This is a genomic window from Pseudomonas sp. S2_A10 (assembly GCF_054668465.1).
On record NZ_CP162773.1, the window covers coordinates 4,392,814 to 4,415,576 of the forward strand.

At 59.8% G+C, this 22,763-nt stretch carries 19 protein-coding genes and 1 pseudogene; 11 read left to right on the plus strand and 9 right to left on the minus strand.

Annotation, left to right across the window (positions count from 1 at the left end):
• The first annotated feature begins 220 nt into the window (after window positions 1-220).
• Window positions 221-352, plus strand: a complete 132-nt coding sequence (locus AB4N41_RS19805) for a YHYH domain-containing protein (protein WP_116657708.1) — start codon at window positions 221-223, stop codon at window positions 350-352.
• 128 nt (window positions 353-480) lie between these two features.
• On the opposite strand, the gene AB4N41_RS19810 is transcribed toward AB4N41_RS19805, so the two are convergent.
• Window positions 481-843, minus strand: a complete 363-nt coding sequence (locus AB4N41_RS19810) for a DUF6124 family protein (RefSeq protein ID WP_056785034.1) — start codon at window positions 841-843, stop codon at window positions 481-483.
• Window positions 844-1,385: 542 nt separating this feature from the next.
• Here AB4N41_RS19810 and AB4N41_RS19815 point away from each other — a divergent pair.
• The 5 genes from AB4N41_RS19815 (at window position 1,386) to AB4N41_RS19835 (ending at window position 9,175) form a co-directional block, all read left to right on the plus strand.
• Window positions 1,386-2,708, plus strand: coding sequence for an APC family permease (locus AB4N41_RS19815; protein WP_252877948.1), 1,323 nt, complete (start codon window positions 1,386-1,388; stop codon window positions 2,706-2,708).
• 134 nt (window positions 2,709-2,842) lie between these two features.
• Entirely contained in the window at window positions 2,843-3,469 is a 627-nt protein-coding gene (locus AB4N41_RS19820) for a TetR/AcrR family transcriptional regulator (RefSeq protein WP_016774383.1), read from the plus strand.
• Between the two features lie 168 nt (window positions 3,470-3,637).
• On the plus strand, window positions 3,638-4,909 hold the full coding sequence (locus AB4N41_RS19825) for an OmpP1/FadL family transporter (protein WP_252877949.1): 1,272 nt from the start codon (window positions 3,638-3,640) through the stop codon (window positions 4,907-4,909).
• Window positions 4,910-5,009: 100 nt separating this feature from the next.
• On the plus strand, window positions 5,010-6,119 hold the full coding sequence (locus AB4N41_RS19830; RefSeq protein WP_252879957.1) for an efflux RND transporter periplasmic adaptor subunit: 1,110 nt from the start codon (window positions 5,010-5,012) through the stop codon (window positions 6,117-6,119).
• The gene (locus tag AB4N41_RS19835) at window positions 6,116-9,175 is read left to right on the plus strand and encodes an efflux RND transporter permease subunit (RefSeq protein WP_460137920.1); all 3,060 of its coding nucleotides are present in this window, start codon (window positions 6,116-6,118) and stop codon (window positions 9,173-9,175) included. The genes AB4N41_RS19830 and AB4N41_RS19835 overlap by 4 nt, the downstream gene beginning before the upstream one ends.
• Here the strand turns inward: AB4N41_RS19835 and AB4N41_RS19840 are convergent.
• A complete protein-coding gene (locus AB4N41_RS19840) occupies window positions 9,153-10,088 on the minus strand; it encodes an NADP-dependent oxidoreductase (protein WP_056785049.1) in 936 nt (311 codons plus the stop codon). The genes AB4N41_RS19835 and AB4N41_RS19840 overlap by 23 nt on opposite strands.
• Before the next feature lie 60 nt (window positions 10,089-10,148).
• Window positions 10,149-10,580 (minus strand): DoxX family protein, encoded by a 432-nt coding sequence (locus AB4N41_RS19845; RefSeq protein ID WP_082228565.1) that lies wholly within the window; start codon window positions 10,578-10,580, stop codon window positions 10,149-10,151.
• Window positions 10,581-10,875: 295 nt separating this feature from the next.
• Between AB4N41_RS19845 and AB4N41_RS19850 the strand changes: the two genes are divergently transcribed.
• Both AB4N41_RS19850 and AB4N41_RS19855 read left to right on the plus strand, forming a co-directional pair.
• The gene (locus AB4N41_RS19850) at window positions 10,876-11,709 is read left to right on the plus strand and encodes an oxidoreductase (RefSeq protein WP_252877952.1); all 834 of its coding nucleotides are present in this window, start codon (window positions 10,876-10,878) and stop codon (window positions 11,707-11,709) included.
• Window positions 11,710-11,859: 150 nt separating this feature from the next.
• Window positions 11,860-13,050 (plus strand): MFS transporter, encoded by a 1,191-nt coding sequence (locus tag AB4N41_RS19855; protein WP_252877953.1) that lies wholly within the window; start codon window positions 11,860-11,862, stop codon window positions 13,048-13,050.
• Here the strand turns inward: AB4N41_RS19855 and AB4N41_RS19860 are convergent.
• Window positions 13,044-13,952 carry a LysR family transcriptional regulator gene (locus AB4N41_RS19860; protein WP_056785056.1) on the minus strand — a complete coding sequence of 303 codons (909 nt, stop codon included), beginning with the start codon at window positions 13,950-13,952 and terminating at the stop codon, window positions 13,044-13,046. The two genes, AB4N41_RS19855 and AB4N41_RS19860, sit on opposite strands and share 7 nt — an antisense overlap.
• Before the next feature lie 204 nt (window positions 13,953-14,156).
• Between AB4N41_RS19860 and AB4N41_RS19865 the strand changes: the two genes are divergently transcribed.
• Complete coding sequence (locus AB4N41_RS19865) at window positions 14,157-14,726, plus strand: NAD(P)H-dependent oxidoreductase (RefSeq protein ID WP_016774391.1); 570 nt, start codon at window positions 14,157-14,159, stop codon at window positions 14,724-14,726.
• Between the two features lie 235 nt (window positions 14,727-14,961).
• Window positions 14,962-15,177 carry an Atu4866 domain-containing protein gene (locus AB4N41_RS19870; protein ID WP_056786820.1) on the plus strand — a complete coding sequence of 72 codons (216 nt, stop codon included), beginning with the start codon at window positions 14,962-14,964 and terminating at the stop codon, window positions 15,175-15,177.
• A gap of 45 nt (window positions 15,178-15,222) precedes the next feature.
• Here the strand turns inward: AB4N41_RS19870 and AB4N41_RS19875 are convergent, their stop codons facing one another.
• The 5 genes from AB4N41_RS19875 to AB4N41_RS19895 form a co-directional block, all read right to left on the minus strand.
• Entirely contained in the window at window positions 15,223-15,780 is a 558-nt protein-coding gene (locus AB4N41_RS19875) for a flavin reductase family protein (protein ID WP_056785061.1), read from the minus strand.
• A 137-nt stretch (window positions 15,781-15,917) separates the two neighbouring features.
• Entirely contained in the window at window positions 15,918-16,823 is a 906-nt protein-coding gene (locus AB4N41_RS19880; protein WP_024012654.1) for a LysR family transcriptional regulator, read from the minus strand.
• 84 nt (window positions 16,824-16,907) lie between these two features.
• Entirely contained in the window at window positions 16,908-17,474 is a 567-nt protein-coding gene (locus tag AB4N41_RS19885; protein ID WP_252877954.1) for a GNAT family N-acetyltransferase, read from the minus strand.
• A gap of 86 nt (window positions 17,475-17,560) precedes the next feature.
• A complete protein-coding gene (locus AB4N41_RS19890; RefSeq protein ID WP_252877955.1) occupies window positions 17,561-18,565 on the minus strand; it encodes an NAD(P)-dependent oxidoreductase in 1,005 nt (334 codons plus the stop codon).
• A 114-nt stretch (window positions 18,566-18,679) separates the two neighbouring features.
• Window positions 18,680-20,503 carry an NAD(P)/FAD-dependent oxidoreductase gene (locus tag AB4N41_RS19895; protein WP_122507437.1) on the minus strand — a complete coding sequence of 608 codons (1,824 nt, stop codon included), beginning with the start codon at window positions 20,501-20,503 and terminating at the stop codon, window positions 18,680-18,682.
• Between the two features lie 246 nt (window positions 20,504-20,749).
• Here AB4N41_RS19895 and AB4N41_RS19900 point away from each other — a divergent pair.
• Window positions 20,750-22,638 (plus strand): annotated as a pseudogene (locus AB4N41_RS19900) (sigma-54-dependent Fis family transcriptional regulator).
• Window positions 22,639-22,763 lie beyond the last annotated feature (125 nt).

Below are 22,763 nucleotides of genomic sequence, written 5' to 3' on the forward strand. Positions count from 1 at the left end.
TTTCGTTGCGGCACTCAGTGCCGCCACCTGCCACCATAACCAGCCCGACAAACGACGCCGTGTGGCTGATGTTCGCGCCCAGTGACCCAGCCATCGCAAGCAATCGACCTTTGATCGAATCCTCGGAGAAGTCGCTTGCTCAATGAAGGCACCTGGCCATACGCTGCTCCGCGTGAGACATCTCACAAAGAATAACAACACGAGCATGGAGCAAGCCCTGATGAAACTGTCCGCCATTCTGATTGCCGCAATATTATCGATTACATCCGTTGCTGCCTTTGCGCACAGCGGTGGCACTGATTCAAAGGGTTGCCATCGCAACCATAAAACCAACGACTACCACTGCCACTAAACGGCAAAAGCCCAGCGCAAGGCTGGGCTTTTGAGACGAGCGCGATAGGGTGCGAGACATGAGCCCACGCCAACGCTCACCGCTGGTCTTTGAAACTTCGTACCTCACCAGCGACAGGGAGTTTGCGCTTACTCCACCGGCACGACGTTATCCAACGCCTGATTAACCGCCAGCTCGCCGAGCATGACGACCTGCGCGATACCTTGCAGTGTCTTGCGCGCAGATCCTTCAACCATCCCGATCACATCACTCAACATCACCGAAGCCGAGCCCAGCGATTCGCTGGCGTTGACCAGCAGTTCTTCAGTGGCGGTTTTCGGGTTGGCGAGGAACATGCTGCTGGTCTGGTAGGGCGTGGTTTTGAGGGTGTCGGTGGGTTTGAGGTAGTGGTCGAGGGCGCGGTCGGCGGCTTCGTGGAGTTTTTTTGAGTCGAGGGATTCGTAGGGGGAGGTTGCGTCTGACTGTGGCGGGTTGGGCGTTACTTTGAACATAGATGAAACTCCAGGGTGAAAAGTGGAGCCATCACTTTCGCTACCAAACGAGGGTGGTGGCCAAACGCAGGTTGGTAGACCGGTCACCTGGAAACCCGGCGCGTCCTGAGACGCCCTACGCATGGCCACCATAAACAGCGGACGAAGCCGTCCGTGCAAATGACTTGCGATGCGACAGGTAAGCCGGGCTACCAAACCCGATCACTGTTTTTCAGTGACCGGCCAACGATAGAGCCCCGGCCCGAGGCGCACAAGCCGGCGGATTCTGGCGTAGTCGTAGGCAATGGCGCAAGGCGTTGTAGCTTGCTGGAACAGTCTGGATGTCGGTTTTAAACGGGGTGTTTAGGGAATTGGTTTTGGCTGATGTTTTGTGTTGATCGGGCTGGGGTCTTCGCGAGCAGGCTCGCTCCCACAGGTGTCGAGTTGGCAACGTTTACAGCGTCGTGCCAGTCGGGCGGTCACACATTTTGAACTTTGCTTTCGGCGCCATTTCCATTGTTTGAGGTGACAACCCTCCAGCTCCTACCCACCTGAATCAAGGAATGACCGTGACGGCTCCCACTGATAAAACTTCTCTGCGCCGGGCTATCACTTTCCCGATGCTGTTTCTGTTTATTCTCGGCGATGTTCTGGGGGCGGGCGTTTACGCACTCGCCGGAACGATCGCGGGGGAGGTGGGCGGCGCGATTTGGGTGCCGCTGCTGATCGCATTGTTCTTCGCCATGTTGACGGCGGGTTCCTACGCAGAACTGGTGACCAAATATCCCCACGCCGGCGCGGCTTCGGTGTTCGCGGAAAAGGCCTTCAAGTCACCGCTCATTTCCTTCCTGGTCGGTTTTTGCATGCTGGCGGCTGCGGTCACCAGTGCAGCGGGTTTGTCGCTGGCGTTTGCCGGTGATTACTTGAACGCCTTCGTCGACGTATCGCCGCAGATTGCAGCGCTGGTGTTTCTTCTGGCTATCGGCCTGCTCAATGCGCGGGGGATCAAGGAGTCGCTTGGGGCAAACCTGGTGATGACCGTGATTGAACTGTCCGGGTTGATTCTGGTGATCGTGGCTGCGGTCTGGTATTTCCGTACAGGCGATGCGGATCTGGGGCGGACGCTCACGTTCAAACCGGGCGTCAGTCCCGTGCTGGCGGTGCTGGGGGCGGCATTGTTGGCGTTCTATTCCTTCGTCGGGTTCGAAACTTCGGCCAATCTGGCCGAGGAAATCAAGGACGTGCGCAAGGTCTATCCGCGCGCCTTGTTCGCGGCTTTGATTACGGCTGGCGTGGTTTACATGGCGGTGGGTGTGGCGGCTTCTTCGGTGTTGCCTACCGAGAAGTTGGTGGCCACGTCGGCGCCTTTGCTCGAAGTTGTCCGCGCATCGACCCTCGCAGTCCCGCCGGCGCTGTTCTCTTTTATTGCGCTGATTGCTGTGGCCAACGGTGCGCTATTAACCATGATCATGGCCAGTCGATTGACTTATGGCATGGCCAACCTGGGGCTGTTGCCGGGTGTCTTGGGTGCGGTTCTGCCTGAACGAAAAACTCCATGGGCTGCCATTGTCGCAACCACCGTGGTCGCTATTGCCCTGACACTCACAGGCACGCTGGCAACGCTGGCAGAGACGGTGGTGTTGCTGTTGCTGTTCGTTTTTCTGAGTACCAATGTGGCGGTGCTCGTCCTTCGTCGTGACAGGGTAGAGGAGGACCACTTTCGCGTGCCGACCTTCGTTCCGGTGCTTGCAATCGTGTCGTGTCTGGTGCTGCTCAGTCAGCAGGGGTGGGAAACGTGGTTGCGGGCGGGGGCGCTGATCATTGTCGGGATGTTGCTGCATGGCTGTTCTCGCATCAGATTTTCCGCGATCAGTAAGGCCGGGTAGCGCAGCGGTTTGAGGGATTGGTGTCGTTAGGGCGGGTGTCATCGCGAGCAGGCTCGCTCCCACAGTGGATGGGTGGTGATATTCAGAATGTGTCACACGTTGTCAGTCGGCGGGCGGGTGAGTAAGCTGCCGACATGAATCAGTCCTCAGTTTCCCCATCTTTCCCCGGCCCGCGTGGGCCAGTCGATCACGACATTCGTGATCAGATTGTCGCGGCTGCCAACGAGCATTTCAGCCAGTACGGCTACGCCAAGACCACGGTGTCCGATCTGGCCAAGGCCATCGGTTTCTCCAAGGCGTACATCTACAAATTCTTTGATTCCAAGCAGGCGATTGGCGAAGCCATCTGCGCTAACTGTCTGGGGCAAATCGTTGCGGCGGTCGAGCAGGCGATCAACGAGGAAGACCTGACGCCTACCGAGCGTTTCCGCCGTTTGGTGAAAACCGTGATCGCCACGGGCGTGAACCTGTTTTTCAACGACCGCAAGCTCTACGACATTGCTGCGTTTGCAGCGGGTGAGAACTGGCCGAGTGCGCAGCGTTACGATGCGCAGATCAAGCGTTTCATCACCGACATTGTCCGTGAAGGGCGCGAGGCCGGTGAGTTCGAGCGCAGGACGCCGCTGGACGAGACGGTCGAATCGATCCACCTGGCGTTGCGACCCTTCGTCAATCCACTGATGCTGCAACACAACCTCGACTTTATCGAAGTGGCGCCGACACTGACTTCGAACCTCATCCTGCGCAGCTTGATGCCTTGACCCTCTGCTGATCCGAATACTCGGATCAGTCGCCGCCTGATCTCGCCTCGCCTGTACAGGGCGGACGATGAATAATTGCCCAAAGCGTGACTGTTGACTGATATGGTCACTCGGATAACATGGCCGCCGCAGTTCATCCAATTCCGAGTCACCCATAGAGTCCACACAATGAAAAAAACAATGCTCAAGCGCCCGGTGGGGCTGGCTGTCGTTCTTGCCTCGTCGAATGTTCTTGCGGGTGGTTTTGCGCTCAATGAGCAAAGCGTCAGCGGCATGGGATCGGGCTTTGCCGGTCGCTCTTCCTCGGCGGAAGACGCCAGCACCGTTTTTGGCAACCCGGCGGGCATGGCGCGGCTCAAGCGCGAGCAGGCGAGCGCGGGGCAGGCGACGCTGTTTGCGAAGTCTGATATCAGCCAGACCCGCAGCACGTTCGGCGGCAAGGAAGACGGCGACATGGTGCCGACCACCACGGTACCGATGGGTTATTACGTCAAACCGATCGACGAGCATTGGGCGTTCGGCGTGGGGTTCTACGTGCCGTTTGGCCTGATCACCGACTACGGCAGTGGTTTCGCTGGCCGCTATTACGCCAACAAAAGCGAAGTCACCACGCTGACGTTCCAGCCGACCATCAGTTATGCCTTCAATGACAAGGTGTCGATCGGCTTCGGCCCGACCATCAACCGCATCAGCGGCGAGCTATCGGGGATGGTCGCCAATCCGCTGAGCCCCGGGCGCAATGACGGCAAAGTCAAAAGCACGGGCGACGATACCGCGCTGGGCTTCAACGCCGGGGTCATGATGCAGGCGACCGAGCAGACCCGCCTGGGCCTGACCTATCACTCAAAAGTCAGTTACCACCTCGACGCGAAAAGCAAACTCAGCGATGGCATCTTCAACGTGCTCGGCGTCAGCGGCCGCAGCTTTGACGCGTCGCTGGACGTCGACACCCCGGAATCGGTGGACTTCTCGGTCACCCATCAACTGAACAACGACTGGACGCTGTATGCCGGCAGCACCTGGACGCGCTGGAGCCGTTTTAAAGAGCTGACCATCGAAAACAGCGGATTGCCGCCACTGCTCGCCGGTCAGTTGGGCACGATCAGCGAAGAACAGAACTGGCATGACACCTGGGCTCACGCCATCGGCGCGGCGTACCGGTTGAACAACCAATGGGTGCTGCGCACCGGGTTCTCGGTTGATCAATCGCCGGCGAACAACACCAATCGCGGGCCGCGTATTCCAACGGGCGATCGCAAGGTGTTCAGCGTCGGCGCCGGTTGGACGCCTGCGGAAAATGTCACCATCGACGTCGCCTATTCCTATCTCTGGGAAGAGAGCGTGGAGATCAACGACACCTCGGCTGGCAAGGGTTCGTTCAGCGCGAAATACAAGAACAGCGCCAGCGGGCTCGGTACTTCTGTCAGCTATCGCTTCTGATTCAGCGCTGAACATCGGGCCGGTGACTCTGTGACTGTTGACGATATTGGTCACAAGACTGAGAATATGATGATCATCCTATTTTCAGTGAAGGAATTCCATGCGCCGGCTCCGACCTTTCCCCCTCGCGGTATGTTTGTTGCCCTTGGCCCTGACGGCGTGCGGGGATTCTTCCACCGCGCAGGATCCGCGTACCTTGGCGCCCTTTGTTAGGTCGGCGGCGGTGCAGCCTGCAGAAGACGGCTCCCGATCGTTCACCGGTGTCGTGGCGGCGCGAGTGCAGGGCGACCTGGGTTTTCGCGTCTCGGGCAAGGTGCTTGAGCGTCTGGTAGATACCGGCCAGACGGTCAAGCGCGGCCAGCCGCTGATGCGCCTGGACCCGATCGACCTCGGCCTGCAGGCGCGAGCTCAGGAAGAAGCGGTCAGCGCCGCTCGCGCCCGAGCCAAACAGACTGCCGGTGACGAAGCGCGCAATCGCCGGCTCGTCGCCGCCGGCGCCATTTCGGCATCGGCCTACGATCAGTTCAAAGCCGCAGCCGACACCGCCAGGGCGCAACTCAATGCCGCTGTGGCGCAAGCGGACGTAGCGCGCAACGCTTCCGGGTACGCGGTGCTGGTGGCGGACGCTGATGGCGTGGTGGTGGAAACCCTCGCCGAGCCCGGGCAAGTCGTCAGCCCGGGACAACCGGTGGTGCGGCTGGCGCGGGCCGGTCAGCGGGAGGCCATCATCCATCTGCCCGAGACCTTGCGCCCCGCACCGGGCTCGACCGCTCAGGCAAAACTGTATGGCGATACGTCAGCTGCCGTGAGCGCAAAACTGCGTCTGCTGTCCGACTCGGCCGACCGCACGACTCGCACCTTTGAAGCGCGCTATGTGCTCGAAGGCAAACTGGCCAATGCGCCGATCGGTTCGACAGTCACCCTTGATATCGCCCAAGGTTCTGCGCCAAAACAGGCGCTGACGGTGCCCGTCGCCGCGATCTACAACCCAGGCAAAGGCCCCGGCGTGTGGGTCATCGCCGGCACACCGGCGAAAGTGAGCTGGCGCCCGGTGGAGGTTCTGGGCTTGAGCGATGACTCGGCCCGTGTCGCTGGCCAGCTCAACGTCGGTGAACCGATTGTCGCGCTGGGCGCGCATCTGCTGCGCGATGGCGAAGAAGTACGCTTGCTTGCCCGCGACGATGGCCAGATTGCCGGGAGTCGTCCATGAGCGAGGGCCGGTTCAACCTTTCCGCCATCGCCGTGCGCCAGCGCGCAATCACGGTGTTTCTTATTTTTCTCATCGCCGTTGCCGGCGTTCTGTCGTTCTTCAAATTGGGCCGGGCGGAAGATCCGCCGTTCACGGTCAAGCAGCTGACCGTCATCACCGCGTGGCCAGGAGCGACCGCGCAAGAGATGCAGGATCAGGTCGCCGAACCCCTCGAAAAACGCTTGCAGGAACTGAAGTGGTACGACCGCTCGGAAACCTACACGCGTCCGGGACTGGCATTCACCATGGTTTCGTTGCTCGACAGCACACCGCCATCGCAGGTGCAGGAAGAGTTCTACCAGGCACGCAAGAAGCTCGACGATGAAGCGATCAGGCTGCCGGCGGGTGTCATCGGGCCGATGGTTAACGACGAGTTTTCCGACGTGACCTTCGCGCTGTTCGCTTTGAAAGCCAGGGGCGAGCCACAGCGCTTGCTGGTGCGTGATGCGGAGAGGTTACGCCAGCAGCTGTTGCATGTGCCTGGCGTGAAGAAGGTCAACATCATCGGCGAGCAGGCCGAGCGCATATTCGTTTCGTTTTCCCATGATCGGCTGGCGACGCTGGGCTTGGCGCCACAGGACATCTTCGCCGCACTGAACAATCAAAACGTGCTGACCCCCGCCGGATCGGTCGAAACCAAAGGGCCGGAGGTATTTTTGCGCGTCGATGGCGCGTTCGACACGTTACAGAAAATCCGTGACACGCCTGTGGTGGCGCAGGGACGAACACTCAAGCTGTCTGACGTGGCCACGGTCGAGCGCGGCTACGAAGACCCGGCAACCTTCCTGGTGCGCAACAACGGCGAAGAAGCGTTATTGCTCGGCGTGATCATGCGCGAGGGCTGGAACGGTCTCGATCTGGGCAAGGCGTTGGATGCCGAGACAGTCAGGATCAACGAAGAAATGCCCTTGGGCATGACCCTCTCGAAAGTCACTGATCAGGCGGTGAATATCGACTCGGCGGTCGGCGAGTTCATGGTCAAGTTCTTTGTCGCGCTGCTGGTGGTCATGCTCGTGTGTTTTCTCAGCATGGGCTGGCGTGTCGGCGTGGTGGTCGCAGCGGCGGTGCCCTTGACCTTGGCGATCGTGTTTGTGGTGATGGCGGCCACCGGCAAGAACTTTGACCGGATCACCCTGGGTTCGCTGATTCTGGCGCTCGGCTTGCTGGTCGATGACGCGATCATCGCCATTGAAATGATGGTGGTGAAAATGGAGGAGGGCTACGACCGCATCAAGGCCTCGGCCTATGCCTGGAGTCATACGGCAGCGCCGATGCTGGCCGGCACACTGGTCACGGCGATTGGCTTTCTGCCCAACGGATTCGCGCAATCAACGGCGGGCGAATACACCAGCAACATGTTCTGGATTGTCGGCATCGCGCTCATTGCTTCGTGGGTCGCCGCCGTGGCTTTCACGCCGTACCTGGGCGTGACGCTGTTGCCCGACATCAAGAAAGTCGAAGGCGGGCACGCGGCAATCTACGACACGCCGCGCTACAACCGCTTCCGGCGGATTCTGACGTGGGTGATCACGCGCAAATGGCTTGTGGCCGGTGCGGTGGTCGCGCTGTTTGCTGTTGCGATCCCAGGCATGGGGCTGGTGAAGAAGCAGTTCTTTCCAACCTCGGACCGTCCTGAAGTGATGATCGAAGTGCAGATGCCCTACGGCACGTCCATCGAGCAGACCAGCGCCGCTGCGGCCAAAGTCGAAGCCTGGCTGCACAAGCAGGAAGAGGCCAAAATCGTCACCGCCTATATCGGTCAGGGTGCGCCTCGGTTTTTCCTGGCAATGGCGCCGGAGTTGCCGGATCCATCGTTCGCCAAAATCGTTGTGCTGACCGACAACCAGGACGCTCGCGAAACCCTCAAGTTGCGTTTGCGCGAAGCGGTCGCCGAAGGGCTTGCTCCAGAGGCGCGGGTTCGGGCGACGCAGATCGTGTTCGGTCCGTATTCGCCATTCCCGGTGGCCTATCGGGTGATGGGGCCTGATCCGGCGAAGCTGCGCGACATCGCCGAGCAGGTCAGGGCGGTGATGCAGGACAGCCCGATGATGAGAACCGTCAACACTGACTGGGGGCCGCTGACGCCCACGCTGCATTTCAACCTGGATCAGGATCGCTTGCAGGCAGTGGGGCTGACGTCCAGCGCGGTGGCCCAGCAGTTGCAATTTCTTCTGAGCGGCGTGCCGATCACGGCGGTGCGCGAAGACATCCGTTCCGTGCAGGTCGTCGGCCGTACGGCGGGCAATATCCGCCTGGACCCGGCGCAGATCGAAGGCTTCACCCTGGTCGGTGCGGCTGGGCAGCGCATCCCGTTGTCGCAGATCGGCGAGGTCGAAGTGCGCATGGAAGACCCGATCCTGCGGCGCCGCGATCGCACGCCGACCATCACCGTGCGTGGCGACATCGCCGAAGGTTTGCAGCCGCCGGACGTCTCCGGCGCGATCATTCAGCAGTTGCAGCCGATCCTCGAAAACCTGCCATCCGGTTACCGGATTGAACAGGCGGGCGCCATCGAAGAATCCGGCAAGGCTGGCAAAGCGATTCTGCCGTTGCTGCCGATCATGATCGCCATGACCTTGCTGATCATCATCGTCCAGGTACGCTCGATTTCGGCCATGATCATGGTCTTTCTCACCTCGCCATTAGGCTTGATCGGTGTGGTGCCGACGCTGCTGATCTTCAACCAGCCTTTCGGCATCAATGCGCTGGTCGGGCTGATTGCGCTGTCCGGGATTCTGATGCGCAACACGCTGATCCTGATCGGGCAAATTCATCACAACGAGCAAGAAGGGCTGGCGCCGTTCCATGCCGTGGTCGAAGCGACAGTGCAACGGGCGCGGCCGGTATTGTTGACCGCGCTGGCGGCAATTCTCGCATTCATTCCGCTGACCCACTCGGTGTTCTGGGGCACGCTGGCGTACACGCTCATCGGCGGCACGTTTGTTGGCACCATCATCACGCTGGTGTTTCTGCCGGCGATGTATGCGATCTGGTTCAGGATTCGGCCTGAGCGCTGACATCGAGCACGATTTTTCCCCGGGTGTGTCCGGCCCAGCTTTGTTTAACCGCGTCGACAACTTCTGTCAGCGGTACCACTTGAGCCTCAAGGCTGAGCTTGCCGGATGTGAACAGCGCGGCAATCTCGGCCAATTGGCTGCCATCGGAGCGGGTGGCGAAATTTTTGCCACTCACACCGTGCTCGCTTGCCTTCTGTGCAGAGGGTGCGCTTACGGGGGAAACCAGAACGCCCCCGCGCTTGATCACACTCCATGAACGGTTCTGAGTTTCGCCGCCGACCAGATCAATGACCGCATCGAGGTCAGCAACGCTGTCTTCGAATTTAGCCGTGGTGTAGTCAATCACCTCATCGGCGCCAAGTGAACGCAGATAGTCGTGGTTTTTCGCAGAGCTGGTCGCGATCACATAAGCACCGGCAAGGCGGGCGAGCTGGATTGCGAAGCTGCCCACGCCACCTGAGCCGCCGTGAATGAGGACTTTTTGACCTGCCTGAATTCCGGCGTGTTCATGCAGAGCTTGCCAAGCGGTCAGCGCTGCCGCCGGCACGCCGCCGGCTTCTTGCAACGATAGTGTTGTCGGCGTGTGGGCCAGACGATCTGGCGTTGAGAGGGCCTGGGTCGCATATCCGCCGGTAATCCCGATAAACCCGAACACCTTGTCGCCAACGACAAAGTCTCTGACATTCCTGCCCACCGCGGCGACTGTGCCTGAGACTTCCACGCCAGGCGTGTAGGGCAGTGGCAGAGGAATGAATTGCTGCATGGCACCGGAGAGGATTTTCCAATCGATTGGATTGATCCCACTACCGGCAACATTGATTAACACCTGATCGTCATTGGGTTTCAGATCCGCAAGTTCTTTGAGCTCCAGCGCTTCTGCCTGGCCGTACTGCGCGACTTGGATCGCTTTCATGATTCTCTCCGTTGTGATGGTCAAGGCTCGTCGGAAGGAATGGACGTGCCGGCGATTCGATTAGTGGCGACGTGCGTCGAGGCTGAAACGCCCTGCGCCGAAAGAAACGATCTGCAAGAGCCCACCGGCCATGGCGATATTCTTGAAGAAGTGAATGAACTGATTCTGGTCCGCCAGGGCGTTATGGAAAATCAGTGCGGTCAGTACGCTGAAAATCGCCAACAGCGCTGCGGTGGTACGTGTGCGATAACCGGCGATCAACGCTACGCCGCCGAGAACCTCGACAGCAATCGCCACGCCCAACGCCAGTTCGGGAAAAGGCAACCCGACAGAGCCGATGTAGCCAATCATCATGGCCGGTGCCGCGATTTTCGACAGGCCCGAAAGAATGAAGATCGCGCTCAGAAGAATCCGCCCGATCAAGGAAACGGTGCTGTTGAGGTTGGAAGACGTTGAAGCAGTGACGCTGGAAATTGTGGCTGCGTGGGACATGACGTGGATTCCGCTGATTTCAGCGCTTCACCATGAAGCGCCGTTGTGGAGCAGATGATGTCATCGCGAGGCTTTGCGCAATAGCCGACAAGTTTCGATGATCAGGTTCGAAAAACTAGAAATGCAGCAGAAATCGAAGTGGACCTTCCACTGTGGTCAGCGACGTGTGTTGGGGAGCAGGATCAGGCAAATGTCGCGGATTAATCGGATAACAGTGGCGGGGCGGATTCGGTACGTTGGTCTCGAACGCGGTTCAGCCGAATCCTGAACCGCCGCTATCTAGAGGAGTACTGCAATGAACGAGACTAAGGTTTGGTTGGTTACAGGCTGTTCCACCGGGTTCGGTCGCCACATCGCCACGGCGCTGCTGAATGAGGGTGAGCGTGTGGTGGTCACGGCGCGCAACACACAGCAGATCGAGGATCTGGCCGCCCTCGGCGACGCTTTGATTCTGCCTCTGGACGTGACCGATCCGGCGCAGGCGATGCAGGTCGTACAGGCGGCCGAGCATCGCTTCGGGCGAGTGGACGTGCTGATCAATAACGCCGGCGTCGGCTATTTCTCATCGATAGAAGACAGCGACGATGGGGCTGTTCGGCGGATGTTCGAGGTCAACTACTTCGGCATGGCCCATATGATTCGCGCGGTACTGCCTGGCATGCGCAAGCGGCGCACCGGCATGATCGTCAACCTCACATCGGTAGGCGGTCTGGTCGGGTTCGAAGCGGTCGGCCACTACTGCGCGACGAAGTTCGCCGTTGAGGGCCTGTCGGAAAGTCTGCGCGCCGAAGTTGCGCCACTGGGTATCGGCGTGATGACCGTTCAGCCCAGCGCCTTCAGAACCCAATGGGCGGGGTCTTCGGGCGCTGCGCAAACGGTGGCCGAGGATTATCAGGCAACCGCCGGCGCTGCGATGCGCGCGTACCAGCAATCTGTTGGCAATCAAGCTGGCGACCCAGACAGGGCGGCAGCGGCGATCTACGCCGCGGTTACCTGCGCAGCGCCGCCGGCGCGCCTGCTGTTGGGCAATGAAGCCTATGAGGCAGCGCAGGCGAAGCTTGCCGCCATGGGCCGCGAGTTCAGCGCATGGGAGTCTACCGCCCGTGGCGCGGACTTCCCGACGGCCTGACAGGCGAAGCCCGCACTGATGGCATGGACGCTACAGAATCAGGCAAACACCTGAGAGGAGTGAGTTAACGGGGACGACGCGGTGCGGGAAAAACTGGGCGAGTGAGTTGACTCGCCCAATTTTGAACGGCATTTACCGAGGAGTATTTGTATGAATTCGTCGTCCCCGTCCCGACCTTTCATGTGGCTCTGCGCATTCGCAGCGGGGGCCATGATCGCTAATCTCTATTATCTGCAGCCGATCCTGTCGTTGGTAACGGGGACATTTGATATTCCGCTCGCCACGTCCGGCCTGCTGGTGAGTTGCGCTCAACTTGGCTACACGCTGGGCATTGTGCTGGTCGTCCCGCTCGGTGACGTCCTCGAAAGAAGAGCGCTTCTGAGCCGGATGTTTACCATCAACGCATTAGCGCTGTTTGTGGCTGCGGCCAGCCCGAATTTCTTGCTGTTCTGCGCCGCAGTGTTTATCAGTGGAGTCACGGCATCGGCTGCCATGTTGATTGTGCCGTACGTAGCGTCCATCGCAGCCGAGCATCGGCGCGGTCAAGTGATCGGCGTGGTGATGACCGGGGCCTTGCTCGCGATACCGCTGTCGTGGCTGGTCTCCGGCGGTATCGGCAACGCGGCAGGTTGGCGCTTGGTGTACGCCAGCGCCGGGTGCGCGGCGCTGATCCTGCTCATGCTGCTCAGAATCACCTTGCCAACCGAGCCCGAGCGCCGAGGCCAGCCCGTGCGTTATGAGCAGTTGATGCGCTCGTTGTGGCAACTCATCCTCGAGTACCCAGCGCTTGCTCGCCGGGCGCTTTACGGTGCGCTGGGAATGGCCAGCTTCAGCATGTTGTGGACTGGATTACCAATACTGTTGTCGCAACCGCCGTTCAATTTTTCGACTTCGAGCATCGGACTGATCGGGCTCACGGGAGTGACTGGCGCGTTGATTCCCGGTGTGGTTGGCCGGCTCTGTGATCATGGCTACCGGCACGCGCTGGCATTCGGGTTGGCCTCGTTGATGATACTGGCCTGGGCAGTGCTGAGCTTTGCGGCGACAGGGCTCTGGATAATTATCGCTGCCGCAATGGCCTTGAACGTTGGCGTAATGGGCTTGCAGATCACCCATCAATCGGTCATCTACAAACTGGCCCCCGCAGCCAGCTCACGGATTACCGCGGTGTTTATCAGTATCAACTTTGTTGGCGGCGCTATTGGCTCCGCAGTTGCAAGTTTCGGTATTCGGTATGTCGGCTGGGAAGGGCTGTGCCTACTGGGCGCTGCTTTGCCCGCGGCTCTTGTGCTGGCCTATGCATTGAAGGAACGGCCCTTTGCCCGCGTTGCGGTTCAATGAACATGCAAATGGGCGGCGAGGAAATCCATCAGGGCTCTTACGCGTGCGGGCAGATGTCCGCCTTGGCCGACGTAAATCGCATGAATCTCCGTGACGCTTGCAGGCACGAATGGTTGCAGGACGCAAACCAACCTTCCGGCAGCCAGGTCATCTGCAACCTGGCAGAACCCCAGCCTGGCTAGCCCTGCGCCCAGCACCGTCAATTCACGCAAGGCGTCGCCATCGCTGACGCGCAGATTGCCTTTTACCGGGTACATACGTTGCTCGCCGCTCTCGTCGAGCAAGGCCCACTCCATGGCGGGAGGCGAAAAGGTGAAACCCAGACAGTTGTGATCGGCAAGGTCTTGAGGCACCAGCGGAGTGCCCTTGGCCGCCAGGTAGTCAGGAGATCCTACGATCAGCCCTCTGGATTGCCCGAGTCGTTTCGCCACAAGGTTGGAGTTCTTGAGCGCTCCGGTGCGTATGGCGATATCCGCACGTGCTTCGATGAGATCGACCACCTCATCGGTGAGGAAAAGTTCGACGCTGACCCCAGGATGTTGATTCATGAACAAGTTGATGATGGGAAGAAAAAGCTGGCGGCCGATACCCACATTAGAGCTGATTCTGACCACTCCCTGCGGTGCAGAACTGGCAGATGCTTCGCGTTCCGCTTCGTCAAGATCGGCCAGTATGGCAACGCTGCGTTCGTAAAAAGCCATTCCTTCTGGCGTCAGCAGTTGCTTGCGCGTGGACCTGTTCAGCAAACGTGCGCCAAGACGGCTTTCCAGGCGCGTCATGAGCTTGCTCACGGCAGAGGGGGTTATCGCGCAAGCTCTTGCGGCCGCTGAATAACCTCCGCGTTCCACCACTTTAACGAACACGCTCATCTCGGCGAAGCAATTGATATCCAGTCGTCGCATGTGAACTCACGTCATAAATCGTGTGCCTGGGCACGGGCTGTTTATCTACCATTTCGCGCGCCTAATATTTTGCCAACGCGATATGGAACGGTTGCCGACTTTGCAAGCAAAGAAGTGGCCACTTCCAACCATCGCGCTCTTGCTGTCACGTTGTTTTCTCTAACCGTAGAACATTGCCATGTTGATAGCTGCTCGGAGGCTGAAATGACTCACACACTGCAATTAGTACTGATCCATAACAGCAACCAGTCCAACGGCGTAGACACGGCGTTGGTGCAATGGATTACCGCCGTGGTGCAAGACCGCAGCGAATTTGCGTTGAGCGTGGTAGAGCCGTTTGACCTGAGATTTATAGACGATTTTTCGGAACAACCCGGTCGTCGAGTGTGCTTGAGAGCGCTAGCGGCAGCAGATGCCTATATCGTCTTGGTGCCCGCACGTCACCTTGGTTACCAGCATGGATTGAAAGTCTTGATGGCGCGCTGGCCTGAACACCTCCAGGGACGACCTTGTTCATTTGTTGGTTATGGCACCACGACCGGCGGGGAGGATGAGGTCGACGAGCTTGGATGCGAGTTGTTGAAGCTGCAGGCCATGCCTGTTGGTGGCTATGTGAAGTTCGCTGAGATTGCCGAGCGTCTCGAACAAGGCCTCGGACTGGAGCACTTTGCGCAAGCACGGGTTTCGATGGCGCAGTTGTTGATCCAGCTGGCCTGGTGGGCACGGGCGCTGAAAGATGCGCGGGCCTTCTCTCCTTTGCAGAAGTTCGCGTAGTCCTTCGCTTAGACGTTCTGCGAGCGCCTGGAGCATTGGGCAAAACCTGCGCAGGAATTGCATAACGGCACCGCGCCGCGACTTTTTACTCTTGCTTCAAATCCTGCTGAACGGCAGGAAACTATGATCTGAAAACAGGAGTTCTAAAATGTCCGATGTCGAAATTCGCGTAACCCCTGATGCGCAAGAAAACGCCACGGCAAATCCAGCCGGCGATCAGGGCAAGTACGTTGGCATGTGGGTGACAGCCGACGGTCATATTCGCCATGAGTTGCTGCCAGGAGGGCGATATGACGAGGCTCGCGGTCGGCAAAAAAGCGCTTATCAAGGGCGCTACTGGCTGGAAGGCGACCACATCGAGTATGTGGACGATACTGGCTTTACCGCAGACGGAGAGTTTCGAGATAACGTGCTGTACCACGCGGGCATGGTGTTATATCCCGAGCGCTGACGCATAAGCCGGAATGAACATTCCGGCTTTTTTATTAGTGTCGTATTACAGATTCTGTGGGCGGAATTGATCGCGCAAATCCAGGGTTTCGCCCGCCACCATAAATTTCCCCTGCCCGCGGTAATGCAGGGTTTTGGGGTTTTTCACCGACGTAGCCACATGCGCCTTGACCACTTCCCACACGAACAGACCGTACTCGCCGATAAGATTGGAGTCGAACAGCTTGCACTCGAAATTGGCGTAGCACTCTTTGATCAACGGGGCCTTTACCCGTTCTGCGGGGGCGGCTGTGAGGTCAAATTGGGCAAACTTGTCGATGGCGCCACCGCTGCTGTTGCCGACGGCAACAACCTGGTCCACCAATTCGACGGTGGGCACGTTGATGACGCACTGCTGGCTGTTGTGGATCAGCTCGTAGCTGTGGTTTGCACTCCAGATATAGCAGCCAAACAGGGCGGGGGAGAACTGCATCATCATGTGCCAACCCATGGTCATTATGTTGGTTTCACCTTGCCAGGCGGAGGTCACCAGGACGATGGGGCCGGTTTCCAGATGCTGGCGAACCTCGCTCAAAGGGAAGTCGGATTTTCGAAATGCGGTCATGGCGCCTCCGGGGATCAAAAGAGGATAAACAGTTGTTGTCAGTCGCTTTCGACAATTCAACTTTCCTGCTTTTTGACATGCATCTCTCCGGCAGCCTTGCTCAGGCTGTCGGATTTTTGCTCTTTTCCCTGAATTGCTTACGTCGGCAAGAGCTGTTCGCCGAACCGCTTGATCAGCCACTGCCCAGCCGGACCGGGCGGCGAGTCGGTTCGATAAATCGCATCGAAGGCATAGGTGCCGCCTTTACAGTCGGGCATATCAAGCTCGACCAGGCGTCCTTCGTCCAGGTCAGACTGAACCATGGGCACCGGCATATTCCCCCATCCGATGCCCTCTTTGAGAAGCATGTGTTTGGCGCCCAGATCCGCCAGTCGCCAAGTGCGAGTGCTCACGACGGCAAAGTCCTTGTCACCCGTAAGCGTTGAACGATCCGATAGCACCAATTGAACAAACTCTCTGGCAGCGCCAGGGGATTTGGAACACTCGGTTGCAAGCGGGTGTGCAGGCGCGGCGACCGGTATCAATTGAACACTGCCCACGCCGATGCGCTCGATGCCGTCCAGGCCAATGTCCAGCGGACCGCTGATGCCGACTCCAGCTTTCTTCTCCATCACCAGTTGGGTCACTGCCCCCAAGGCTTCCATGTGCAAGTGCAGAGTGACTGTGGGAAATTCTTCCCTGAAGGTCCTCAACGCATCGACTACTCGCTCGGCAGGGAGCATTACATCGAGCGCGAGGTGAACTTCTGCTTCAAGCCCATGCAGCAAACCGGAGACTTTTGCGCGCAGCCCATTTACGCCGTTGGTAATAGTGCGTGCTTCAGCCAGGACGGTTCGACCTGCCTCCGTCAGTTGCGGTTTGCGCGTGGTTTTGCGGTCAAACAGTGAAACCCCGAGCTGCATCTCCAGATTGGAAATGGAGTAACTCACCACCGATGTCGCGCGATGCAGTTTTCTGGCCGCAGCGGCAAAACTGCCCACTTCTACAACCGTCAGAAATACTTTCAGTTGATCAAGCGTTGGTGTTCCTGGATCGGAGATCATTTCTACTGTCTCGAACGTTTGGGGAGTACTTGTCCTGATTTTGCAGACAGCAGCATATACGCAAGATTGAGCACTTGATCGGCTCTAACAATCAATTGACCGGTTTGTTTCTTCGGCAAGCCATTCGCTGCGCGTGATCTCCCACACCTCCACCGGCATCGGCCCCGACACAAACTGGCCGTCCCGTGTTTCAGCCATCCGCATGCCTTCATCTTCGGAAATCTTGCGCGAAGCGCGGTTGGCGGCGGCCTTGGGCACCTGCATCAATGGGCGCATCAACGTATCGAACCAGTAGGCATTGATCACCTTGCAGGCCTCGCGCATGTAGCCGTTGCCCTGAAACTGTGGGGCGAGCCAGAAGCCTCGATGGTTACCCGGTTGATCAAACAGGCTGATACTGCCGATGCAGCTCTCGGGCTGAACGCGGGTGCGGATCATCCAGTGCCATTCCTTTGCGGCAGCCATCGCGGGCAGCGCGACATCGCGGACGTAAACAAGCGCGCCGTCGTCCGGATACGGCCACGGAACGCGGCTGTCGAGATAGCGCACGACCTCCCATTGCGGAAACAATTGTTGCACCGCCGCTGCATCACTCAGTTGCAGCGGCGTGAGGATCAAGCGGCGGGTGTAAAGCGTGGGGATGCAATCCATGGCAATCAATCCTTGCGAGCAGTGGCGGGCAGCACCGGTACTCTCTCAAACGAGCAGTTCAAGTGTCGAGTGACCTGTGCGCCGTCTCACTCAAGTAGTTCGATCAACTCCCCACCGTCCTCTCTCAACCGCTGCAAAAACACCTGTGCCTCCAGCAACTGATACGGGAAATACAGCCCCGGCCTTACCGGCGCTTGCCCATCCAGCCCAACCAGTCGCTCCAGCAGCATGGCCACGCTGAGCCCGGTCAACGCCGCTGCGCCTGCGCGGTGAACCACGGCGTGGCGGGTGCGCAACGCAGATCCCTTGTGATCCGTGCCTTCAAGTTCAATGAGTATTTCCGTCGACATCGGCTGACCCTGACGCCGGGTCGAGCTGACGCCGCTGGCGAGGTTGAACTCGACGTTCGGGGCGTCGGTGGCGGCGGCGAGGCCTGTCACGTCGATGGAGGAAAAGCCGGCGCCCTGCAGGGTCGTGCCGTCGACGGCGCTGAAGCTCACCTTGGCGTCGTCGCCTTCACGCCATATGAATTCGCCGTCACGGCGGGTCAGTGCGGCGGGCAGCATTTTGTTCAGGTGCTCGAAATCGACGGCCACGGTCGGGCCGCCGCCGTCCTGTTCGTCGACCAGTGCATGAATGCGGATGTCGTGCACGCGGGCGAATGCATTGGCGAGGTGCAGCGTTGCCACGGTGGTGGCACCGACCATCCATTCGTAGCCGAGGACAATGGGCGCCGCGTCGGGCGAGTGGATGAAACTGGCGATCTGCGGGGCGATTTCGAACACGCCGGAAGAGATGCTCAGGTGCGGCACCTTGCGCTTTTGCGCAAAGCGCAACCCGGCGAGGGCATGGTCCATGTAGAACAAGGCGATGGCTCTGACCGGGCGATCACCCAGCCCCAGATCATCTGCGCGAGCATCGATGACCACACCTTGGGCATTGCCGATTTGCTCGGCGGTTTGCTCAGCCTTGGCGAGGTCGCGTCCGCCGATCAGCAAGGGGACGTCGGGATGCGCCGCGCGCAATGCGCGGGCCGTCTGATGGCCGATGGCGCCGGAGCCGCCCATGAACAGAATGGGATGAAGTGGCATGAATCCTCCTCATTTTTCCTGGATTGAAACGTGCTTGGGCTAGACACCCTAGCACGCACTTTCCAGTTCGCCGGTGCGCTTGGTCTGCGCACCGACGAACGACCACTTGAGGAATCAGCCCAGATGATGGCGCTCTGCAAGGCGATAAACATCGGTGTCGAGGCCTTCGAAACGGGCTTTCAACTGCAACGCCAGATACAGTGAATAGTGCCGTGACTGATGCAGGTTGCCGCCGTGGAACCAGAGGTTTTGCTGCTGGGTCGGCTTCCACATGTTGCGCAGTTCACCTTCATACGGGCCGGGGTCGTTGGTGGTGCCGGAACCCAGGCCCCAGCAGCGCCCGACCTTGTCGGCGACTTGCTGGGAAATCAGCTTCGCGGCCCAGCCGTTCATCGAGCCATAACCTGTCGCATAAACGATGAGATCGGCCGGCAAGCGGCTGCCATCGGTGAGCACCACCGCATCCGCTTCGATGCGTTCGACACCGAGGCCCGGCGCGCTCTTGAGCTTGATCGTGCCGTTGGCGATCAGTTCCGAGGCGCCGACGTCGATGTAGTAACCCGAGCCACGGCGTACGTATTTCATGAACAAACCCGATTCGTCATCGCCGAAATCGAGCATGAAACCCGCCCGGCTCAGGCGTTCATAGAAGTCCTTGTCGCGCTCCTTGATCGCGTCGAAGATCGGCCGATGAAACTGTGGCATGACCTTGTACGGAATCGAGGCGAACAGCAGGTCGGCCTTGTCCGTGGTCAGCCCCGACTCGAGCGCCTCTTCGGAATAAAGCCCGCCGAAAACCAGTTCCATCAGGCTGTCCGAACGCACGATGTGCGTGCTCGAACGTTGCACCATGGTCACCTCGGTGCCGTTTTCCACCAGATCGGCGCAGATGTCGTGGGCTGAATTGTTCGCGCCGATGACCACTGCGCGCTTGCCTTTCCACGCATCGCCGCCGGGGTGACGGCTGGAGTGATGTTGCTGGCCCTGGAAGTTTTCGGCGCCTGGATACACCGGCACATTCGGTACGCCAGACATGCCGGTGGCGAGGATCAGTTGCGTCGGTTGCAGGGTGACGGGCTCGCCGTTGCGCAGGACCTCCACGGTCCAACGGCCAGTCTCTTCGTCAAACGTAGCGCCGAGGCATTCAGTGCGCGGCCAGTAGTTGAGTTCCATGACCTTGGTGTACATCTCCAGCCAGTCGCCGATCTGGTCTTTCGGGGTGAACACCGGCCAGTGGTCGGGGAAGGGCAGGTAGGGCATGTGGTCATACCAGACCGGGTCGTGCAGGCACAGCGACTTGTAGCGGCCGCGCCATTGATCGCCGGGGCGTTCGGCTTTGTCGATGATCAGCGTCGGTACGCCCATGCGTTTGAGCCTTGCGCCGAGGCCGAGCCCGCCCTGACCGCCGCCGACGATCAGGCAGTACGGTTGCGTGGTGATGCCCAGCGCCGCTTCTTCATCGCGGCGGCGCTCCAGCCAGTTGCGCTTGTCAGCGTGGGCATGGCCGTGGCTCGCGCCCATCGGCCGGCGGCGGCCGCTGGGTTCTTCGAAGCCTTTGAGTTCGCGCATGGTGGTCAGCAGCGTCCAGCACAAACCGTCTTTCAGGCGCACGTAGCCTTTGCCGCGCGCCGAGTCGGTTTCCAGGCTCATCCAGCCTTCAAGCACGCCATCGCTAAGCGTGGCTTCACCTTCGAGTTGCCAGCGTTCGGGCCGGGTCTGCTCAAGGCGTGTTTCGAGCATGTCGCGAATCGCCGGTTTGCCTTCCAGGGTGACGAGGTTCCAACTGAACAGCAGCAAGTCACGCCAGTGGCATTCTTCGGCAAACAGCTCCAGCGTGCCGTCCACATCTCGTTGCGCCAGACGTCCGCCGAGGCGTTCGACCCAAGCGGCGAGTTGCGCTGTTGGCGATTGCAAAGGGGTTTCAATAGCGATGTTCATGGGGCCACTCCCGATCTTGTTGTTTTGGTAAGCCATGGCATCAGAGCAAGGCTTGGGCCATCTCCTTGAAAGGCGCGGGCCAGAGCGTTTGATGCAAAGGCCGACAAGGCTTGGCACAGGCGACATGTCACAAATTCGAGAATCGCGGATGACACTGTGTCACTCGGCGCGAAATTCCCCCGCAACGAGCTTTTCATCTAAGCTGCGGACACACCCGTGTCTTCACCGAAGCGGAGAACAACAACAATGAAACCGGCCTCGATCAACGCCCACGCGCGCCAGGTACTGCAAGCCGTGCAGGGCTCTGTTGCCAGCCACAGCGCGGCGGCAGACCTGGCGATCACCCGTTCGTGGCGGCGTTGCCTGGATCAATACCAGCTCGATCCGGCCAGCCGCCGCGCGCCGGATGTGCTCGAACAGGCGCGTTTGCGCGAACACCGTGCGCCGCTGGAACACATCATTTCCGTTGCGCACTGGCAGATGAACAGCCTGCACCAGCAACTGGGACGTGACGGCCATGTCGTGCTGCTCACCGATGCGCGCGGCGTGGCGATCGACAGCGTGTTCAACGAAGCCGAACGCGGCGAGTTCCAGCGCTCCGGGCTGTGGCTCGGCTCGATCTGGAGCGAGGAGCACGAGGGCACCAACGGCGTCGGCACCTGCCTGGTCGAGCGCCAGCACGTGACCATTCGCCGCGACGAGCATTTCCGTGGCCAGCACGTCGGCCTGACCTGTTCGGCCAGCCCGATATTCGACGCCAGCGGTGAGTTGCTTGCCGTGCTCAACCTTTCCTCCGTGCGCGAGGAAAGCAGCCTTGAGCAACGCTTCAAGGCCATGGCCCTGACCAATCTGTCGGCCAGGTTGATCGAGAGCTGTTTTTCCTTGGCCACGATCCGCAGCGCTATTTGCTGCGGTTTCATCCCGACGCCGGGTTTGTCGGGCTGCTGGGTGAAGGCCTGCTCAGCTTCGACGAGAGTGCGCGGATCTGTTCGGTGAATGCGGCGGCGCTGGATCTGTTGGGCCTGAGCCGCGAGCAGATGGTCGGGCAGTCGTTGACGATGCTGCTGGAAACGCCGATGGAGCAGTTGCTCGATCAGGCCAGTGCTCAGGCGCACGTCTGCTGGCCGATGCGCCTGGCCGACGGGCGCTTGTTCTACGGCCAGTTGCGCGAACCGATCCGCTCCGCGCCGTTGACCCTTGCGCCTGTCCCGCCAATCAAGGATGAGCGCGTGTGCCTGGAAGACCCGCGCCTGCAACGCGGATTCGCTCGCGCGTTGCGTGTACTGGAGCGTGACGTGCCGGTGTTTCTGCAGGGTGAAACCGGCACCGGCAAGGAGGCCTTTGCGGCAGCGCTGCATCGCGCCAGCTCGCGCGCCGGCCAGCCGTTTGTTGCGATCAACTGCGCGGCGATCCCCGAGACGCTGATTGAAAGCGAGCTGTTCGGCTATCGCGGCGGCAGCTTCACCGGCGCGCGCAAGGACGGCATGGTCGGCAAGCTTGAGCAGGCCCATGGCGGCATTCTGTTTCTCGACGAAATCGGCGACATGCCCCTCGCGCTACAGACCCGTCTGCTGCGCGTGCTCGAAGAGCGCCAGGTTGTGCCGCTGGGCAGCGCAACGCCGCGACCGCTTGATGTACGCCTGATCAGCGCCAGTCACCAGAATCTGCCAGCCTGCGTGGCCGACGGACGCCTGCGCGAGGACCTGTTCTATCGCATTGGCGGTTTCGCCGTGGAACTGCCGCCGCTGCGCGAGCGTTCCGACAAGGGCCGTCTGCTCGACCTCCTGCTGCGCGAAGAAGCGGCGGGCGCCACTGTGCGGCTGCAATCGGGAGTTCGAGAGCGCTTGCTGGCGCAGCCCTGGCCGGGCAACGTCCGGCAACTGCGCACCTGTTTGCGTACGTTGGTGGCGTTGGCAGTGGAAGGCCGGGTCACGCTGGAGGACGTGCATGAGTTACTGCCCGCAACTGACGACCAACCTGTTGACGATCCACTGGGCGTATCCGAACGGCAAACTCTGCTGAGCTTGATTGAAGCTGAACACTGGCATATCGCGCGAGTTGCCCGTCGTCTGGGGATTAGCCGCAATACCCTGTACCGTAAGCTTCGTCAGCATGGGATCACTCGACCTGGTTGAAGACAATCGCGATCATTTGCGTTCATTCGCTGTTGATTGCGTGCATTGCCGGGAAATTGCTTGGATCCAATCATTAACTCACTATATCGCACGCCGACAAGCGGTAGGCTGAGCCTATTGCTAAA

Coding starts and splice junctions, on each gene's coding strand:
- AB4N41_RS19805 (WP_116657708.1), top strand. CDS start 221: ATGAAACTGTCCGCCATTCTGATTGCCGCAATATTATCGATTACATCC.
- AB4N41_RS19810 (WP_056785034.1), bottom strand. CDS start 843: ATGTTCAAAGTAACGCCCAACCCGCCACAGTCAGACGCAACCTCCCCC.
- AB4N41_RS19815 (WP_252877948.1), top strand. CDS start 1,386: ATGACCGTGACGGCTCCCACTGATAAAACTTCTCTGCGCCGGGCTATC.
- AB4N41_RS19820 (WP_016774383.1), top strand. CDS start 2,843: ATGAATCAGTCCTCAGTTTCCCCATCTTTCCCCGGCCCGCGTGGGCCA.
- AB4N41_RS19825 (WP_252877949.1), top strand. CDS start 3,638: ATGAAAAAAACAATGCTCAAGCGCCCGGTGGGGCTGGCTGTCGTTCTT.
- AB4N41_RS19830 (WP_252879957.1), top strand. CDS start 5,010: ATGCGCCGGCTCCGACCTTTCCCCCTCGCGGTATGTTTGTTGCCCTTG.
- AB4N41_RS19835 (WP_460137920.1), top strand. CDS start 6,116: ATGAGCGAGGGCCGGTTCAACCTTTCCGCCATCGCCGTGCGCCAGCGC.
- AB4N41_RS19840 (WP_056785049.1), bottom strand. CDS start 10,088: ATGAAAGCGATCCAAGTCGCGCAGTACGGCCAGGCAGAAGCGCTGGAG.
- AB4N41_RS19845 (WP_082228565.1), bottom strand. CDS start 10,580: ATGTCCCACGCAGCCACAATTTCCAGCGTCACTGCTTCAACGTCTTCC.
- AB4N41_RS19850 (WP_252877952.1), top strand. CDS start 10,876: ATGAACGAGACTAAGGTTTGGTTGGTTACAGGCTGTTCCACCGGGTTC.
- AB4N41_RS19855 (WP_252877953.1), top strand. CDS start 11,860: ATGAATTCGTCGTCCCCGTCCCGACCTTTCATGTGGCTCTGCGCATTC.
- AB4N41_RS19860 (WP_056785056.1), bottom strand. CDS start 13,952: ATGCGACGACTGGATATCAATTGCTTCGCCGAGATGAGCGTGTTCGTT.
- AB4N41_RS19865 (WP_016774391.1), top strand. CDS start 14,157: ATGACTCACACACTGCAATTAGTACTGATCCATAACAGCAACCAGTCC.
- AB4N41_RS19870 (WP_056786820.1), top strand. CDS start 14,962: ATGTGGGTGACAGCCGACGGTCATATTCGCCATGAGTTGCTGCCAGGA.
- AB4N41_RS19875 (WP_056785061.1), bottom strand. CDS start 15,780: ATGACCGCATTTCGAAAATCCGACTTCCCTTTGAGCGAGGTTCGCCAG.
- AB4N41_RS19880 (WP_024012654.1), bottom strand. CDS start 16,823: ATGATCTCCGATCCAGGAACACCAACGCTTGATCAACTGAAAGTATTT.
- AB4N41_RS19885 (WP_252877954.1), bottom strand. CDS start 17,474: ATGGATTGCATCCCCACGCTTTACACCCGCCGCTTGATCCTCACGCCG.
- AB4N41_RS19890 (WP_252877955.1), bottom strand. CDS start 18,565: ATGCCACTTCATCCCATTCTGTTCATGGGCGGCTCCGGCGCCATCGGC.
- AB4N41_RS19895 (WP_122507437.1), bottom strand. CDS start 20,503: ATGAACATCGCTATTGAAACCCCTTTGCAATCGCCAACAGCGCAACTC.